The 16,670-nt window shown below is 71.9% G+C and carries 17 protein-coding genes; 13 read left to right on the forward strand and 4 right to left on the reverse strand.

Features of this window, described 5'->3' with window-relative positions:
• Positions 1–49 precede the first annotated feature (49 nt).
• Positions 50–1,153, reverse strand: a complete 1,104-nt coding sequence (locus tag ACZ5DC_RS12475) for a DUF5937 family protein (protein WP_468651998.1) — start codon at positions 1,151–1,153, stop codon at positions 50–52.
• 161 nt (positions 1,154–1,314) lie between these two features.
• Between ACZ5DC_RS12475 and ACZ5DC_RS12480 the strand changes: the two genes are divergently transcribed.
• On the forward strand, positions 1,315–1,542 hold the full coding sequence (locus ACZ5DC_RS12480; protein WP_468652000.1) for a hypothetical protein: 228 nt from the start codon (positions 1,315–1,317) through the stop codon (positions 1,540–1,542).
• On the opposite strand, the gene ACZ5DC_RS12485 is transcribed toward ACZ5DC_RS12480, so the two are convergent.
• Positions 1,539–2,711 (reverse strand): threonine aldolase family protein, encoded by a 1,173-nt coding sequence (locus ACZ5DC_RS12485; protein WP_468652002.1) that lies wholly within the window; start codon positions 2,709–2,711, stop codon positions 1,539–1,541. The genes ACZ5DC_RS12480 and ACZ5DC_RS12485 overlap by 4 nt on opposite strands.
• A 185-nt stretch (positions 2,712–2,896) precedes the next feature.
• Between ACZ5DC_RS12485 and ACZ5DC_RS12490 the strand changes: the two genes are divergently transcribed.
• The 10 genes from ACZ5DC_RS12490 (at position 2,897) to ACZ5DC_RS12535 (ending at position 11,234) form a co-directional block, all read left to right on the forward strand.
• Positions 2,897–3,937, forward strand: coding sequence for a Rossmann-like and DUF2520 domain-containing protein (locus tag ACZ5DC_RS12490; protein ID WP_468652004.1), 1,041 nt, complete (start codon positions 2,897–2,899; stop codon positions 3,935–3,937).
• Positions 3,934–4,926 (forward strand): pantoate--beta-alanine ligase, encoded by a 993-nt coding sequence (gene panC / locus ACZ5DC_RS12495; protein WP_468652006.1) that lies wholly within the window; start codon positions 3,934–3,936, stop codon positions 4,924–4,926. Before ACZ5DC_RS12490 ends, panC begins: the two co-directional genes overlap by 4 nt.
• The gene (locus tag ACZ5DC_RS12500; RefSeq protein WP_468652008.1) at positions 4,923–6,620 is read left to right on the forward strand and encodes an L-aspartate oxidase; all 1,698 of its coding nucleotides are present in this window, start codon (positions 4,923–4,925) and stop codon (positions 6,618–6,620) included. The genes panC and ACZ5DC_RS12500 overlap by 4 nt, the downstream gene beginning before the upstream one ends.
• Positions 6,621–6,648: 28 nt before the next feature.
• Positions 6,649–7,626 (forward strand): carboxylating nicotinate-nucleotide diphosphorylase, encoded by a 978-nt coding sequence (gene nadC / locus ACZ5DC_RS12505; protein WP_468652010.1) that lies wholly within the window; start codon positions 6,649–6,651, stop codon positions 7,624–7,626.
• 5 nt (positions 7,627–7,631) lie between these two features.
• Positions 7,632–8,429, forward strand: coding sequence for a type III pantothenate kinase (locus tag ACZ5DC_RS12510; RefSeq protein ID WP_171154041.1), 798 nt, complete (start codon positions 7,632–7,634; stop codon positions 8,427–8,429).
• A 177-nt stretch (positions 8,430–8,606) separates the two neighbouring features.
• Positions 8,607–9,275 carry a hypothetical protein gene (locus tag ACZ5DC_RS12515; protein WP_468652080.1) on the forward strand — a complete coding sequence of 223 codons (669 nt, stop codon included), beginning with the start codon at positions 8,607–8,609 and terminating at the stop codon, positions 9,273–9,275.
• 60 nt (positions 9,276–9,335) lie between these two features.
• Positions 9,336–9,515: a hypothetical protein gene (locus ACZ5DC_RS12520; protein ID WP_366750266.1), complete on the forward strand. Its 180-nt coding sequence runs from the start codon at positions 9,336–9,338 to the stop codon at positions 9,513–9,515.
• Between the two features lie 214 nt (positions 9,516–9,729).
• A complete protein-coding gene (locus ACZ5DC_RS12525; protein ID WP_468652082.1) occupies positions 9,730–10,152 on the forward strand; it encodes a BlaI/MecI/CopY family transcriptional regulator in 423 nt (140 codons plus the stop codon).
• A gap of 9 nt (positions 10,153–10,161) precedes the next feature.
• Positions 10,162–10,695 (forward strand): amino-acid N-acetyltransferase, encoded by a 534-nt coding sequence (locus ACZ5DC_RS12530; protein ID WP_366750268.1) that lies wholly within the window; start codon positions 10,162–10,164, stop codon positions 10,693–10,695.
• Positions 10,696–10,898: 203 nt separating this feature from the next.
• On the forward strand, positions 10,899–11,234 hold the full coding sequence (locus ACZ5DC_RS12535) for a histone-like nucleoid-structuring protein Lsr2 (RefSeq protein WP_103817333.1): 336 nt from the start codon (positions 10,899–10,901) through the stop codon (positions 11,232–11,234).
• Here the strand turns inward: ACZ5DC_RS12535 and ACZ5DC_RS12540 are convergent.
• Complete coding sequence (locus tag ACZ5DC_RS12540; RefSeq protein ID WP_468652013.1) at positions 11,213–11,857, reverse strand: SCO3374 family protein; 645 nt, start codon at positions 11,855–11,857, stop codon at positions 11,213–11,215. The two genes, ACZ5DC_RS12535 and ACZ5DC_RS12540, sit on opposite strands and share 22 nt — an antisense overlap.
• 448 nt (positions 11,858–12,305) lie before the next feature.
• On the opposite strand from ACZ5DC_RS12540, the gene ACZ5DC_RS12545 reads away from it, so the two are divergent.
• Together ACZ5DC_RS12545 and ACZ5DC_RS12550 are read left to right on the forward strand one after the other, a co-directional pair.
• Complete coding sequence (locus ACZ5DC_RS12545; protein WP_014674145.1) at positions 12,306–14,828, forward strand: ATP-dependent Clp protease ATP-binding subunit; 2,523 nt, start codon at positions 12,306–12,308, stop codon at positions 14,826–14,828.
• A 586-nt stretch (positions 14,829–15,414) separates the two neighbouring features.
• Positions 15,415–15,966: a M23 family metallopeptidase gene (locus tag ACZ5DC_RS12550; protein WP_366750272.1), complete on the forward strand. Its 552-nt coding sequence runs from the start codon at positions 15,415–15,417 to the stop codon at positions 15,964–15,966.
• A gap of 13 nt (positions 15,967–15,979) precedes the next feature.
• Here the strand turns inward: ACZ5DC_RS12550 and ACZ5DC_RS12555 are convergent, their stop codons facing one another.
• Positions 15,980–16,579 (reverse strand): TetR/AcrR family transcriptional regulator, encoded by a 600-nt coding sequence (locus ACZ5DC_RS12555; protein ID WP_468652015.1) that lies wholly within the window; start codon positions 16,577–16,579, stop codon positions 15,980–15,982.
• Positions 16,580–16,670 lie beyond the last annotated feature (91 nt).

The following is a 16,670-nucleotide window of genomic DNA, read 5'->3' on the forward strand; positions in this document are numbered from 1 at the left end:
CCCGGGCCCCGCTTCCTTCGCGAGAGCCGCCCGGCCGGGCCCCGGTTGGTCAGCGCAGGACGCCCTCGATGAAGTCGCTGCCGAGCCGGGCCACCGCGGTCAGGTCCAGCTGGTGCTGGACGTACCGGCCGCGGCGGCAGTCGGTGATCAGGCCCGCCTTCTTCAGCACCGTCAGGTGCCGGGATATCTCGGGCGCCGACATGCCGTGCGCGTCGGCCAGTTCGCTCGTGGTGTGCGGGGCGCGCGCGAGGTGCCGGCACAGCCGCATCCGTACCGGGTGGGCCAGGGCCTCCAGCCGGCGCGTGAGCTGTTCGACGGAGGGCGCCTGCGGCCGGGGACCGCTCGCGGGGTAGGTGATCGAGGGCTGCCAGCCGTACCGGTGCAGGACCATCACGTGCGGCCAGCCGAGGCTGGTCGGCACCAGCACCAGGTTGCCGTCGCCGGTGGCGGCGCGGCCCACCAGCAGCTTGTCGACCGTGACGAGTCCGGCCTCCTCGTCCAGCGAGACGGCCCCGGACAGGGACGCGAGGGCCTCGCCGAGTCCCTTGCGGCGCAGCAGCTCGGTCCGGTGCCGGGCGTCGGCGGCGAGCTGGGGCTGGACACGGGCCCAGGTGTCGGCGAAGAAGGCCTCGTCGCAGTCGAGCATCAGCCGGCGGAACCAGGCGCGCACGGCCGGCGGGTCGGCCAGCAGGCGGCGCGTGAACCGCTCCTGTACGGCACCGCGCGCGGCGGCCAGTTCCAGGGAGCGGCGGCGCAGCTCCGGGTCCTCCAGCGGACCGGGCTCCTGGACGTCGTAGCGGAGCTGGCAGGTGAACTCCAGGGCGGCGTTGACGAACTGCTGGTCCGTCAGTTCGTCCAGCTGGTCCAGCTCTTCGGCGAGCGTCGCGCCGGGGAGCGCGCGTCCGCCGGGGAGGCCGGCGAACGGGGCGAAGACGTCCGAGAACGTCGTGCGCCACAGGAAGTCCGCCTCGCACAGCCGGTCGGCCAGGGAGGGCTCCAGCCGGGAGGAGACGGCGGCCGCCCAGCCCCGCAGCTCCGGGTGGTGCCCGGGCTCGCTCAGCGCGTGCAGCGCCATCCCCAGTTCCGCCAGCGGGGAGGGCACGACAAAGACCCTCTCCAGAGGCAGTCCGGTGATGTCGATGGTCACGCTCATGGCTCCATGGTGCACCGGGCCACTGACAGCGCCCCCGTGGATTGACGGCAACCGTCAATCCACGGGACATCCACGCCGGTCAGGGGCAGCGTCGAGGGGCCGGGGCCGCCGCGGCGCCCGGTCGGTCACCGGTCAGCCACGTCACGAGAAGGCGATCAGCCATGAGCATCACCCAGCAGTACCTCCTCGACAGCTACCGCGCCCGTTTGCACGGCGAGCCCGGGCCGCCCGCGCCGGGCCGCCACGACCTCAGCCTCCTCCGCGAGGTGCGCGACCATCGGCACTTCCGCGCCGTCATCGCCGGACGTCCGGCACCCGGGCGGCTCCGGCGCGCCCTGGCCCGCCGGCTGCGCGCCCTGGCCCGCCGGGCGCGCCCCCGCGCCCTCTAGGCCCTGCCGGGCAGGCGGTCCACGAAGTCCCGCACGGCCGCGCGGACGTCGTCCGCCGTCCACTCCAGCCCCGCGGCCTGGACGCCGACCTCCGTGAAGGCGAGGCCGGGCCCGCCGGTGTTCCAGACGTTCGCGAACAGCATCACCGAGGTCTCCTCGGCCTGAAGGAGCGACGCCTCGGCGGCCACTTCCGGTTCGTACGGCAGCCAGACCTGGAACTGGTGGGTGTGCGGCTCCTCCGGGTGGACACGGGCCCAGGGCACCCCGGCCGCCGCGAAGCCTTCGCGCAGCGCGGCGGCCACCACGCGCGCGTGCCGCACGTACTCGGGCAGCCGGGGCACTTCGCGGTCCAGGCCGACGAGCGCGGACAGCACGGTCGGGAACTGCTGGAAGACCGTGCCGCCGTACCGGTGCCGCCAGGTCTTCGCCTCTTCCACCAGCGTCCTCGGACCGGCGAGCGCGGCGCCGCCGAAGCCGCCGACGGACTTGTAGAACGAGACGTAGACGCTGTCGGCGAGGCCGGCGATCTCCGCCAGGGGGCGCCCGAAGTGCTCGGTGCACTCCCACAGGCGCGCGCCGTCGAAGTGCACCACCGCGTCACGCTCCCGCGCCGCCGCGACGGTCTGGGTCAGCTCCTCCCAGGTCGGCAGCACGAAACCGGCGTCCCGCAGGGGCAGCTCCAGCATCAGCGCGCCGAAGGGCTCTTCGAGGTCGCGTATCTCGGCCGCCGTGGGCAGCCGCCGCTCCCCGCCCACCCTGACCGGACGCAACCCGCTGACCTGGCTGAACGCCTGCCGCTCGTGGACTTCCGGGTGGGCCAGCGGGTGCAGGGCCACCGCCGGGTTCCCGGTGCGGGCCGCCCAGCAGCGCAGGGCCACCTGCTGGGCCATGGTGCCCGTCGGGAAGAACGCGGCGGCCTCGGTGCCGAGCAGCGCGGCGACCCGCTCCTCCAGGGCGGCCACGATCCGGTCGCCGTAGACGTCCCCGGGCTCGTCCAGGTCGTACACCTCGGCGCCCGCTTCCTGGAGCTGCGTGAGCCGTTCGCGGATGGAGTCCCGGGGGGTCGCGTGCGCCAGGATGCGCCGCGCTCCCCGCTGGGCGGCCCTGCGCCGCTCCCGCGAGCGCTTCTCCGCCGACCGTTCGTCGTCCTGCTCAGCCACATCAGTCATGCCGTGGATCATGCCTCGCGCGGCGCCCGCGCGGCAGCCCGGTTTTCCCGCGGGGAAGGGCGGGAGAGGGACGTGGCGAAACCCACAGCCTGTGGACAACCGGCCGCCGCCCCACCCGATAGCGTTAACATGACGAGAAATCGTCCGGTACCCAGAGCGGACTGGAACGGGAAGGCCGCCGTCGCGTGAGTACAGTCCACCAACCAGACCTCAGGGACCGCCCCGCGCGGCTCACCGTCGGCGTCGTCGGCGCCGGTCGCGTGGGCCCCGCGCTGGCCGCGTCCCTCCAGCTCGCCGGGCACCGCCCGGTCGCCGTCTCCGGAGTCTCCGACGCCTCCCGCAGGCGCGCCGAGACCATGCTCCCGGACGTCCCGCTGGTGCCGCCCGCCGAGGTGCTCCAGCGCGCCGACCTGGTGCTGCTCACGGTCCCCGACGACGTCCTGCCCGGCCTGGTCGCCGGCCTCGCCGAGACCGGCGCGGTGCGGCCGGGACAACTGCTGGTGCACACCTCCGGCCGGTACGGCGCGAAGGTGCTCGACCCCGCCCTGCGCGCGGGCGCGCTGCCGCTGGCCCTGCACCCGGCGATGACCTTCACCGGCACGCCGGTCGACGTCCAGCGGCTCGCGGGCTGCTCCTTCGGCGTCACCGCGCCCGAGGAGCTGCGGCTGGCCGCCGAGGCCCTGGTGATCGAGATGGGCGGGGAACCGGAGTGGATCAGCGAGGGGAACCGCCCGCTGTACCACGCGGCCCTCGCGCTCGGCGCCAACCACCTGGTGACCCTGGTCGCCCAGTCCATGGAGCTGCTGCGCACCGCCGGTGTGGCGGCGCCCGACCGGATGCTCGGACCCCTCCTCGGGGCCGCTCTGGACAACGCCCTGCGCTTCGGTGACGCCGCCCTGACCGGCCCGGTCGCGCGCGGGGACGCCGGTACGGTCGCCGCGCACGTCACCGAGCTGCGCGAGCACGCCCCGCAGACCGTGGCGGGCTATCTGGCGATGGCCCGCGCGACGGCCGACCGCGCGCTCGCCCACGGCCTGCTGAAGCCGGAACTCGCCGAGGACCTCCTCGGGGTACTCGCCGACGGGGGCGAAAGCCGAGGCCAGGGAGGACAGGGACCACAGGGAGGCGGAGGAGGCCAGGACGGCGAGGGAACCGGCGGCCCGAACGGCTCGGACGGCCCGAACGGCTCCGACGGCACGACCGGCACCGAGGGGAACGACCGATGAGCACCGCCCTGCTGAGCACCGCCGACGAGCTGCACGCGCGTGTGCGCCACGGCCGCCGCGCCGTCGTGATGACCATGGGCGCTCTGCACGAGGGCCACGCGACGCTCATCCGCGCCGCGCGGGAGGCCGCCGGCCCCGGCGGCGAGGTCGTCGTCACGGTCTTCGTCAACCCGTTGCAGTTCGGCGCGGGCGAGGACCTCGACCGCTACCCGCGCACCCTGGACGCTGATCTCGAGCTCGCCGGGCAGGCGGGCGCGGACGCCGTGTTCGCGCCCTCCGTGGACGAGGTCTACCCGGGCGGCGAACCCCAGGTGCGCGTCTCCGCGGGGCCCATGGGCGGGCGCCTGGAGGGTGCCTCGCGGCCCGGGCACTTCGACGGGATGCTTACCGTCGTCGCCAAGCTGCTGCACCTCACCCGCCCCGACGCCGCCCTGTTCGGCCAGAAGGACGCCCAGCAGCTGGCCCTGATCCGGCGCATGGTGCGGGACCTCAACTTCGGCGTCGAGATCGTCGCCGTACCGACCGTCCGCGAGGAGGACGGACTCGCGCTGTCCAGCCGCAACCGCTACCTCTCGGCGGGCGAGCGCCGTACCGCCCTCGCGCTGTCCCGCGCGCTGTTCGCCGGCCGGGACCGGCACGCGGCCCAGGAGGCGCTGCGCGCGCGGGCCCGGGAAGTGCCCTCCACGCACGCGCGTGCCGAGGCGCTGAGCGCCATAGGGGAGTCCCGCGCGGCGGCCGACGCGCACGCGGTGGCCACCGCCGCGCCCGGCGGCCCGGCGGCCGTCCGCGCCGCCGCCCGCCAGGTCCTGGACGAGGCCGCCCGCCTCGAACCGCCCCTCCGGCTGGACTACCTGGCCCTCGTCGACCCCTCCGACTTCACCGAGATCGGCGACGACTTCACCGGCGAGGCCGTTCTCGCCGTCGCGGCCCGGGTCGGCACGACCCGGCTGATCGACAATCTCCCTCTCACCTTCGGAGCCGCCTCGTGACCAGCACAGGCATACGACTGCACGCACCCGCCCCCGGGTGGAGCATCTCCGCGGACGTGGTCGTCGTCGGCTCCGGAGTGGCCGGCCTGACCGCTGCGCTGCGCTGCGAGGCCGCCGGGCTCACCACGGTCGTCGTCACCAAGGCCCGCCTCGACGACGGCTCCACGCGCTGGGCGCAGGGCGGCATCGCCGCGGCCCTCGGCGAGGGCGACACCCCCGAGCAGCACCTGGACGACACCCTGGTGGCCGGAGCGGGCCTGTGCGACGAGGAGGCCGTGCGCATCCTCGTCACCGAGGGCCCCGACGCCGTCCGGCGGCTCATCTCCACCGGCGCCCACTTCGACACCGACGACGAGGGCGACATCCACCTCACCCGCGAGGGCGGCCACCACCGGCGCCGGATCGCGCACGCGGGCGGCGACGCGACCGGCGCGGAGGTCTCCCGGGCGCTCGTGGAGGCCGTACGCGCGCGCGGGCTGCGCACGATCGAGAACGCGCTGGTCCTCGATCTGCTGACGGACGCCGAGGGCCGCACGGCCGGGGTCACCCTGCACGTGATGGGCGAGGGCCAGCACGACGGCGTGGGCGCCGTGCACGCGCCCGCCGTGGTCCTCGCGACCGGCGGCATGGGACAGGTGTTCTCGGCGACCACCAACCCGTCCGTGTCGACCGGCGACGGCGTGGCGCTGGCGCTGCGCGCGGGCGCCGAGGTCAGCGATCTGGAGTTCGTGCAGTTCCACCCGACCGTGCTGTTCCTCGGCGCGGACGCCGAGGGCCAGCAGCCGCTCGTCTCCGAGGCGGTGCGCGGCGAGGGCGCGCACCTGGTCGACGCGGACGGCGTGCGCTTCATGGTGGGCCAGCACGAGCTGGCCGAGCTGGCGCCCCGGGACATCGTCGCCAAGGGCATCCTGCGGCGGATGCTGGAGCGGGGCGCCGAGCACATGTACCTCGACGCCCGGCACTTCGGCGCCGCGATGTGGGAGCACCGCTTCCCGACCATCCTGGCCGCCTGCCGCGCCAACGGCATCGACCCGGTCACCGAGCCCATCCCGATCGCCCCGGCCGCCCACTACGCCTCCGGCGGCGTCCGCACCGACGCGCGGGGACGCACCACGGTCCCGGGCCTGTACGCCTGCGGCGAGGTCGCCTGTACCGGCGTGCACGGCGCCAACCGGCTCGCCTCCAACTCCCTCCTCGAAGGCCTCGTCTACGCCGAGCGGATCGCCGCCGACATCGCCGCCGCCCGCGCGGCGGACGGCCTGCACGCGCGCGTGCCCGTACCGGTCCCGGAGCCCGCGAAGCCGGCCCACCCGCTGCTCACCCCCGAGACCCGGTTCGCCATCCAGCGGACCATGACCGAGGGCGCGGGCGTGCTGCGCTCGGAGGAGTCCCTCGCCAGGGCCGCTGACCAGCTCCAGCGGCTGCACACCGAGGCCCAGGACGCGCTGGAGGATAACGGCAAGACCGCCGAGCCCGGCGTGGACACCTGGGAGGCCACCAACCTCCTGTGCGTGGCCCGGGTCCTGGTCGCCGCCGCCCGGCTGCGCGAGGAGACCCGCGGCTGCCACTGGCGCGAGGACCGCGCCGGGCGCGACGACGCGAACTGGCGGCGCCACATCGTCGTACGGCTCAATCCGGACCGGTCGCTGGCCGTACGCACCACCGACACCGCAGACTTCCCCCCTGTCCGGTAACACCAGCGCCCCAGGAGCAGTGACAGACGTGAGCACCGACGACCTTCCCCTCGCCTCGAACGGCGGCTGCGGCGACGGCTGCACCTGCGGCGCCGAGGGTGACGAGGAGTACCTGGAGTGCGGGCTCGACCCCGCGCTCGCCGAACTGCTGGCCGCCGCCGGACTGGACCCGATCGAGGTCGAGGACATCGCCAACGTCGCCATCCAGGAGGACCTGGACGGCGGTGTGGACGTGACGACCGTGTCGACCATCCCGGAGGACGCGGTCGCCACCGCCGACTTCACCGCGCGCGAGGCGGGCGTCGTGGCCGGCCTCCGGGTCGCCGAGGCCGTGCTCTCCGTGGTGTGCACGGACGAGTTCGAGGTCGAGCGGCACGTGGAGGACGGCGACCGGGTCGAGGCCGGGCAGAAGCTGCTGTCGGTCACCACGCGCACGCGTGACCTGCTCACCGCCGAGCGCAGCGCGCTGAACATCCTGTGCCGGCTGTCCGGCATCGCGACCGCCACGCGCGCGTGGGCGGACGCGCTGGAGGGCACCAAGGCGCGCGTGCGCGACACCCGCAAGACGACGCCGGGCCTGCGCTCGCTGGAGAAGTTCGCCGTCCGCTGCGGCGGGGGCGTCAACCACCGCATGTCGCTGTCGGACGCGGCCCTGGTGAAGGACAACCACGTGGTCGCCGCCGGCGGCGTCGCACAGGCCTTCAAGGCCGTACGGGAGGCCTTCCCGGACGTGCCGATCGAGGTCGAGGTCGACACCCTGCACCAGCTGCGCGAGGTCGTGGACGCCGGCGCCGACCTGATCCTGCTGGACAACTTCACGCCCGGCGAGTGCGAGGAGGCCGTCGGCATCGTCGGCGGTCGGGCGCTGCTGGAGGCGTCCGGGCGGCTGACGCTCGCGGGCGCGCGCGCGTACGCCGAGACCGGCGTGGACTTCCTCGCCGTCGGCGCGCTGACCCACTCCTCGCCGATCCTGGACATCGGCCTGGACCTGCGCGAGGCGGAGTAACGGCGATGCTCCTCACGATCGACGTCGGCAACACGCACACCGTCCTCGGCCTGTTCGACGGTGAGGACATCGTCGAGCACTGGCGCATCTCCACGGACGCGCGCCGCACGGCGGACGAGCTGGCGGTGCTGCTCCAGGGCCTGATGGGCATGCACCCGCTGCTCGGCGAGGAGCTGGGCGACGGCATCGACGGCATCGCCATCTGCGCGACCGTCCCGTCGGTGCTGCACGAACTGCGCGAGGTCACCCGGCGGTACTACGGCGACGTACCCGCCGTCCTGGTCGAGCCGGGCGTGAAGACGGGCGTGCCGATCCTCACCGACAACCCCAAGGAGGTCGGCGCCGACCGGATCATCAACGCCGTCGCGGCCGTCGACCTGTACGGCGGTCCCGCGATCGTCGTGGACTTCGGCACGGCGACCACCTTCGACGCGGTCTCCGCGCGCGGGGAGTACGTCGGCGGGGTGATCGCGCCCGGTATCGAGATCTCCGTGGAGGCGCTCGGCGTCAAGGGCGCGCAGCTGCGGAAGATCGAGGTGGCCCGGCCGCGCAGCGTGATCGGCAAGAACACGGTCGAGGCGATGCAGGCGGGCATCGTGTACGGGTTCGCCGGGCAGGTCGACGGGGTCGTCAGCCGGATGGCCCGGGAGCTGGCCGACGACCCGGAGGACGTGACGGTGATCGCCACGGGCGGACTGGCGCCGATGGTGCTGGGCGAGTCCTCGGTGATCGACGAGCACCAGCCGTGGCTGACCCTGATGGGCCTCCGCCTGGTCTACGAACGCAACGTCTCACGGCTGTGAGAACGGCCCGGCGCCCGACGGGGCGCCGGGCCGTTCCGTGAGGGCCCCCGCCGCGAGTGGCACCGGATGGAGGAAGCCGGAGCGACACGCGGGGGAAAAGAGATGCGGAATCGTCACTTTTGTCCGATTAGTGGGTAGCGTCGCCGCATGCCCACGCCATACGGATCCCGCGGCGGCATGGCGTTCGGCGCGGAGGAGCTGCGTGTGCTCCGCCGCGCCCTCGCTCTCGCCCTCCACCCCGGCCACGCCTCCGCCGAGGACGTGCAGGACTGCCTCCGGCTCGCAGAGACGCTCGACGAGGCGATGTGCGAGGGGGCCAGGCTGCGCGCCTTCCTGGTGGCCGACCTCGGCCGCTACCGGGCCGCCCTGCCGGGTACCGCCGCCGGCTACCTCACCCTCCTGGAGGAGGTGCTCGGCGCCGGGCACCGGCCGACGCCGGACGACCTGGCCGCGCTCCGGGCGCTGCGCGGGAACCCCGCGGCGGCGGCCTTGCTGGACCGCTGCCGGGAGCTGGCCGAGCAGGACGTGCGGGCACGGTTCGCGCAGGGCGGGCGGAAGGCGCCCGCGCCCGCCGTGCCGACGGCCAGGACGCGCCTGCTGGCGCTTCCGGGCGGCGCGGGGGAGTCCGGGGCCCCGCAGGGCGCGGGGGAGTCCGACGGGCCCTCCAGGCCCCCTCAGGAGCCCGCGCGGGAGCCCGGGCAGAAGCCGTCGCCCGGCCCCTCGGACCGGCCGGCTCCGGAACCGGCGGCCCCCAAGCGGCCCATCCCGACACCCGGGGAGGTCTTCCCGCCCCGCAAGCCGGCGCCCCCGGCGCAGTCCGCGCCGTGCCGGCTGGCCGCGGGTTAGAAAGGCCCTGAGGGGCGCCCCTGCCCCTTTTCGGCGTTCCGGCGTGGCTACTCTGGAGCCATGGACTACATCTCCGCGCTCGTGCCCCCGGTCGTCATGGCCGTGTTCTTCATCGGTGTGGTCAGGGTGATCGTGAAGACCCAGGGCGGGGCGGCCAAGGCCAAGGAGGACGCGGCCGTCGACGCCGCTCTCGCCCGCGCGGAGAGCGCCCGCCAGGCCTCCGCCGCCGGCGACGCCTGACCGGACCCGCGGCGGAGCACACCGCATCACCACAGGTCACAGCACCCCGGCCGGCCCCCGGCGTACGACTCCCCGCGCCCTGGCGCGCCACGAGTCGTACGCCCTTTTTGTTCGCGTTTGCAGCTCTAGTGCACGTCTGGCACGCCATTGCCGGGATCTCCCACTATTGTTCTGAGTTGTGCCTCGCCCCTTGGGAGAACTCGAAGACGCGGTCATGACGCGGGTGTGGAAGTGGAACCGCCCGGTGACCGTTCGAGAAGTCCTGGAAGACCTCCAGCGGGAACGCTCCATCGCGTACACCACCGTGATGACCGTTTTGGACAATCTCCATCAGAAGGGCTGGGTGCGTCGCGAGGCCGAAGGGCGGGCCTATCGATATGAGGCCGTGTCGACACGGGCCGCGTACGCCGCCGCCCTCATGAACGACGCCTGGTCGCAGAGCGACAACCCGGCCGCCGCGCTCGTCGCCTTCTTCGGCATGATGAGCGAGGAACAGCGCCAGGCCCTCAGGGACGCCGTACGCATCGTCCAGGGACCGGAAGAAACCCGGGAAGCCCCCGAAGCCAGGCAACAGGAACCCGCCGAAGCCCGCGGAGAGGAGAACCCCGGCGCGCCGGAGGGCACCGGCGGGCGATAGCGTCCGCTCATGTCGACAGAGCGTCCCGAAGTCCCCGCAAAAGCCATCAGCATCCGCCGGGCCCGGACCAGCGATGTCCCCGCCGTGCGCCGCCTCCTCGACGCCTACGTCCGCGACCGCATCCTGCTCGACAAAGCCACGGTCACGCTTTACGAGGACATCCAGGAGTTCTGGGTCGCCGAACGCGACGACAACGCCGAGGTGGTCGGCTGCGGAGCGCTGCACGTCATGTGGGAGGACCTGGCGGAAGTCCGCACACTGGCGGTGAAGCCCGGCCTCAAGGGCGCCGGCGTCGGTCATCAGGTTCTGGAGAAGTTGCTCCAGACCGCGCGCTGGCTCGGCGTTCGACGCGTTTTCTGCCTGACCTTCGAAGTCGACTTCTTCGGGAAGCACGGCTTCGTGGAGATCGGGGAGACACCGGTCGACACGGATGTGTACGCGGAGCTGTTGCGTTCCTATGACGAGGGCGTCGCCGAGTTCCTCGGTCTCGAACGAGTGAAGCCGAACACCTTGGGCAACAGCCGGATGCTTCTGCATCTGTGATCGTCATTGCCCCGGTGGCCTATGTCCGAAACGCGCATGTTTCCGGGCGGGGGCGGTCCACTGAGTCACTCCCGAGGGTTTGTGTTTTTCCGGCAAAAGCGGTTTGCTTTCCGACGTACTGCAGTACTGCATATAACAGGGGCGGCGAAACGGCGGACGCCGCACAGCCCTGGCCCTCAACGTTATCGATGAAAGGAAATGCGGTGGCACAGAAGGTTCAGGTCCTTCTTGTCGACGACCTCGACGGCGGCGAGGCGGACGAGACCGTGACGTTCGCGCTGGACGGCAAGACGTACGAGATCGATCTCACGACTGCCAATGCGGACAAGCTGCGCACCCTTCTCGACCCCTATGTGAAGGGCGGGCGCCGTACCGGCGGCCGTTCCTCCGGCGGGCGTGGAAAGGCGCGTGCCGCCACCGGCGGCAACCAGGACACCGCGGCGATCCGCGCCTGGGCGAAGGAGAACGGTTACGAGGTCAACGACCGCGGCCGGGTTCCCGCGTCCATCCGCGAGGCCTACGAGAAGGCCAACGGCTGATCCCGCCGGTCGGCGGGGTGCCCGGCGCACGCGCGCCGCAGCCGGACCCGGTGGCACTCCGCTGCCACCGTGTCCACCAGTCGCACGAGATCGGGGGCGTTCCCCTCGCGCCCCGCGGGGGGCGACGCCGGCACGGCCGGCATGGCGGGCAGCGAGGCCCCGGCCTCGAGTCCCGGACCGGGGGGCCGCATCCACACGGCGGCCCCCTGCTCGGACCGCCGGGGCGCGGCCCCGGCCCGTACGGACCCGGGCCCCGCGACGGCGGACCCCGCGGGCGGCGGCGGGGCCTCCATCGTCCCGCCCGCCCCGAGGGCGCGTAGGTCCAGGGCCACCGCGCCCCACTCCAGCCAGGCCAGCAGACCGGGCAGCTCCTCCGCGCTGCCCGCGGCCACCAGCAGCCGCATCCGGTCGCCCCGCAGGGCCACCGGGGAGTCCGGCGCGAGATGCCGGAGCGCCTTCGCGCCCGCCTCGGCCGGTACGTCCAGCACGTCGAACCGCACCCCCGTGCGCAGCCGCAGCGGCCGTCCGGGCACGGTCGGCCACCCCAGATCGTTCTCGTACCAGTGCCGGGCCCGGGCCTCCGGATCGACGGGCCGGCGGGGAAGGGGGACCGTGGAGGTCATGCGGACCGAGCCAACCATGCCAGGAGCAACAGCCGGACCCCCTTTCGGGTTACGCTGGGTGCTCTGCCGACTGCGCACAGTGCCGGAAGCGGGGGCGTGTGGGGGTGCGGGGAGGCGCAAGGTTGTTCGCCCATAGCGGAGGGAACCGGTGCGCGCCGCATGGAGTGTCAGTCCCTGCGGGTAAGACATGCCTAGTGGGAGGGGGCGACACGCAGGAAAGGCCGTCTCACGTTCGCCATCGGCGTACTGGCGACTGGGGTAACTGCCTGGCCTGCGGGAACATCGTCTCGCACCATCGGGTTGGAGCAGATGTCGGCGTCACGGGTCAGGAGGCCATCGACGGTGTCGGCAGTTGGAATGAGCGGTCCCCGCTTGCGGGACTAAGCTGCGGAAGGACAGGGAGGGGAAGTTCCCCCCACTGCCTGACCGCTCTGAGGAGCGATTAACGATGTTCGAGAGGTTCACCGACCGCGCGCGGCGGGTTGTCGTCCTGGCTCAGGAAGAAGCCCGGATGCTCAACCACAACTACATCGGCACCGAGCACATCCTCCTGGGTCTCATCCACGAGGGCGAAGGTGTCGCCGCTAAGGCCCTGGAGAGCCTCGGCATTTCGCTTGAGGCGGTCCGCCAGCAGGTGGAGGAGATCATCGGCCAGGGCCAGCAGGCCCCGTCCGGTCACATCCCCTTCACCCCCCGTGCCAAGAAGGTCCTGGAGCTGTCGCTCCGCGAGGCCCTTCAGCTGGGCCACAACTACATCGGCACGGAGCACATCCTGCTCGGCCTGATCCGCGAGGGCGAGGGCGTCGCCGCCCAGGTCCTGGTCAAGCTGGGCGCAGACCTCAACCGGGTGCGGCAGCAGGTCATCCAGCTGCTCTCCGGTTACCAGGGCAAGGAGACCGCCGCCGCGGGCGGCCCGGCCGAGGGCACCCCCTCGACCTCTCTCGTCCTGGACCAGTTCGGCCGGAACCTCACCCAGGCCGCTCGTGAGTCCAAGCTCGACCCGGTCATCGGGCGCGAGAAGGAGATCGAGCGGGTCATGCAGGTGCTGTCCCGCCGCACGAAGAACAACCCGGTGCTGATCGGTGAGCCCGGCGTCGGCAAGACCGCCGTCGTCGAGGGCCTCGCCCAGGCCATCGTCAAGGGCGAGGTGCCCGAGACCCTCAAGGACAAGCACCTCTACACGCTGGACCTCGGCGCCCTGGTCGCCGGCTCCCGCTACCGCGGTGACTTCGAGGAGCGCCTGAAGAAGGTGCTCAAGGAGATCCGCACCCGCGGCGACATCATCCTGTTCATCGACGAGCTGCACACGCTGGTCGGTGCGGGTGCCGCCGAGGGCGCCATCGACGCGGCCTCGATCCTGAAGCCGATGCTGGCCCGCGGTGAGCTGCAGACCATCGGTGCGACCACGCTGGACGAGTACCGCAAGCACCTGGAGAAGGACGCGGCCCTGGAGCGCCGCTTCCAGCCCATCCAGGTCGCCGAGCCGTCCCTGCCGCACACGATCGAGATCCTCAAGGGCCTGCGCGACCGGTACGAGGCGCACCACCGCGTCTCCATCACGGACGAGGCCCTGGTCCAGGCGGCCACCCTGGCCGACCGCTACATCTCGGACCGCTTCCTGCCGGACAAGGCGATCGACCTGATCGACGAGGCCGGTTCCCGGATGCGCATCCGCCGGATGACCGCTCCGCCGGACCTGCGCGAGTTCGACGAGAAGATCGCCGCCGTCCGCCGGGACAAGGAGTCCGCGATCGACTCGCAGGACTTCGAGAAGGCCGCGTCCCTGCGCGACAAGGAGAAGCAGCTCCTGGCCGCCAAGGCGAAGCGGGAGAAGGAGTGGAAGGCCGGCGACATGGACGTCGTCGCCGAGGTCGACGGCGAGCTGATCGCCGAGGTCCTCGCCACGGCCACCGGCATCCCGGTCTTCAAGCTGACCGAGGAGGAGTCCAGCCGCCTGCTCCGCATGGAGGAGGAGCTGCACAAGCGGGTCATCGGCCAGAACGACGCCGTCAAGGCGCTGTCGAAGGCGATCCGTCGTACGCGTGCGGGCCTGAAGGACCCGAAGCGTCCCGGTGGTTCGTTCATCTTCGCCGGCCCGTCCGGTGTCGGTAAGACCGAGCTGTCCAAGGCGCTCGCCGAGTTCCTCTTCGGCGACGAGGACGCGCTGATCTCCCTCGACATGTCGGAGTTCAGCGAGAAGCACACGGTGTCGCGTCTCTTCGGTTCGCCCCCCGGATACGTGGGCTACGAGGAGGGCGGCCAGCTGACGGAGAAGGTCCGCCGCAAGCCGTTCTCGGTCGTCCTCTTCGACGAGGTCGAGAAGGCCCACCCGGACATCTTCAACTCGCTGCTGCAGATCCTGGAGGACGGTCGTCTGACCGACTCGCAGGGCCGGGTCGTGGACTTCAAGAACACGGTCATCATCATGACGACCAACCTCGGCACCCGGGACATCTCCAAGGGCTTCAACCTCGGCTTCGCCGCCGCGGGTGACACGAAGACCAACTACGAGCGCATGAAGAACAAGGTGTCGGACGAGCTCAAGCAGCACTTCCGCCCCGAGTTCCTCAACCGCGTCGACGACGTGGTCGTCTTCCCGCAGCTGACGCAGGAGGACATCCTGCGGATCGTCGACCTGATGATCAGCAAGGTGGACGAGCGCCTGAAGGACCGGGACATGGGCATCGAGCTGTCCCAGTCCGCGAAGGAGCTGCTGTCCAAGAAGGGTTACGACCCGGTGCTGGGCGCCCGGCCGCTGCGCCGCACGATCCAGCGCGAGATCGAGGACACGCTCTCGGAGAAGATCCTCTTCGGTGAGCTGCGCCCCGGTCACATCGTGGTCGTGGACACCGAGGGCGAGGGCGACGCCGCCACCTTCACCTTCCGGGGTGAGGAGAAGTCGGCACTGCCGGACGTCCCGCCGATCGAGCAGGCCGCGGGTGGGGCAGGGCCCAACCTGAGCAAGGAGTAAGCGTCAGCCTCCGGCGGTCCAGCCGGACTTTAGGGGCCGGTGCCTTCGGGCACCGGCCTCTTCGGCGTTCCCGGGCGCGGTCGCGTGCCCGGGACGCGTCCGTGCCGGGCGTCTGCGGTCCTACGACAGCTGTCCGTCGTAGTCCGGCAGCTTGAAGGTCTTCTCGGTGTGGCCGCCGGCCAGGACGCCGGGGCGGCGGCCACGGTTACTGGAGGGTAGGCGCCTAGAGGTCTGCGTCACATTTCTGCATTTCCCGGCAAGGGGTGCCGGTGATATGCGGCACAGGCGAAATGTCCGGTACTAGACGGCATAGTGGGATGCGTCGTATAGGCAAAACGGACAAAGGGGAAAGATCTATTCGGCGGGGTCACGCCTGGGAAGTGCGTCGTCAGGGCCCTGTGCGCGGGAGGGGGCGGCTGTCAAGAAAGTAAGTGGTATTAGCGGCCTCTACTACGTGATGCCGTACTTGGGGTGTTTTGGGCTTGATGGGGTGCTCGGTTACCAAGGAACAGCCGCTCCGGTGAAACGTCTCCATGGACGTCCGTACGCCGGGTGGCGGAAGTGTCTCCGAGTTCACGAGGTCCAGATGTTCCAGCGCTTCACGTCCCGCTCCTCCCGTACGTCCTCGCTCCGTTCCCGTGTGACCGTCCTGGCTGCCGGACTCGGCGCCGCGGCCGTGCTGGGCACTGGGGTCGCGAGCGCCGCCACCGCGTCCGCCGGCTCCTGGGTCGACCCGGTCAAGAAGTACGCGCTCTCGGCGGGCTTCGCGCAGGCCGGCAGCCACTGGGCGCACAAGCACAGCGGCCAGGACTTCGCCGTGCCGACCGGCACCGAGGTCGTCGCCGCGCACGGCGGCACCGTCGTCAAGGCCGGCCCCAACGGCGCCGGCGACGGCCCGGCGTACGGCAACGCCATCGTCATCAAGCACGGCAACGGCACCTACTCGCAGTACGCGCACCTGTCCCGCGTCGACGTCCGGATCGGCCAGGTCGTCGCGACCGGCCAGCACATCGCGCTCTCCGGCTCCACCGGCAACTCCACGGGTCCGCACCTGCACTTCGAGATCCGCACGACCCCGAACTACGGCTCCGGCATCGACCCGGTCCCGTTCCTGCGCGCCCAGGGCGTGAAGGTCTGACCTACGACGGGCCCTAGCCCTTCTCGCGGGCGTGTTCGTGCGCCTGCGCCACGAGGTCCATGGCGACTTCGAGAACAGCCTCGCGCTTCTTCTCGGAGTCGCCTTCGAGGTCCTGCATCACGAACATCCCGGCGTGCAGCGTGAACATCGCGCTGACCGAGCGGATCTGGTCGACCAGCTCCGCCTCCGGGTCGATGAGGATGTCTCGCAGGCCGCGCATCCGGTCCTTGAAGGTGTCGCCGATGCGCAGTTCCCGGACCGTCGCCTGGTTCTCCTGCATGAAGCGGAACAGCGGTTCCGCGCCGGCCAGCGCCTCGCTGTAGCGGCGGACGATCTCCTGCTTGGTCTCCAGGGTGTGCGGCTGCCGCCCGCCCCACTCGATCAGGTCCTCGATCGGCTTCGTCAGGTCCGCGAAGAGGCTGACGATGATCTCTTCCTTCGTCTTGAAGTGGTAGTACAGGGCCGCCTTCGTGACGTCGAGGCGCTCGGCGATCTCCCGCAGGGAGGTCTTCTCGTAGCCCTGCTCCGCGAAGAGTTCGAGCGCCACGTCCTGGATGCGCTGGCGGGTGTTGCCGCGGCGCTGGTGCTTGGTGCCGTCCATGGTGAGGCCCATCCTCGTACTCCTCGCGCTCCCGCGAAAACTTACTTGACGACCGGCTAGTAGCGGGTCTACCTTCCGCAGTGTAGTAACTAGCCGGGCGGCA

It is taken from the genome of Streptomyces sp. NPDC031445 (assembly GCF_055581365.1).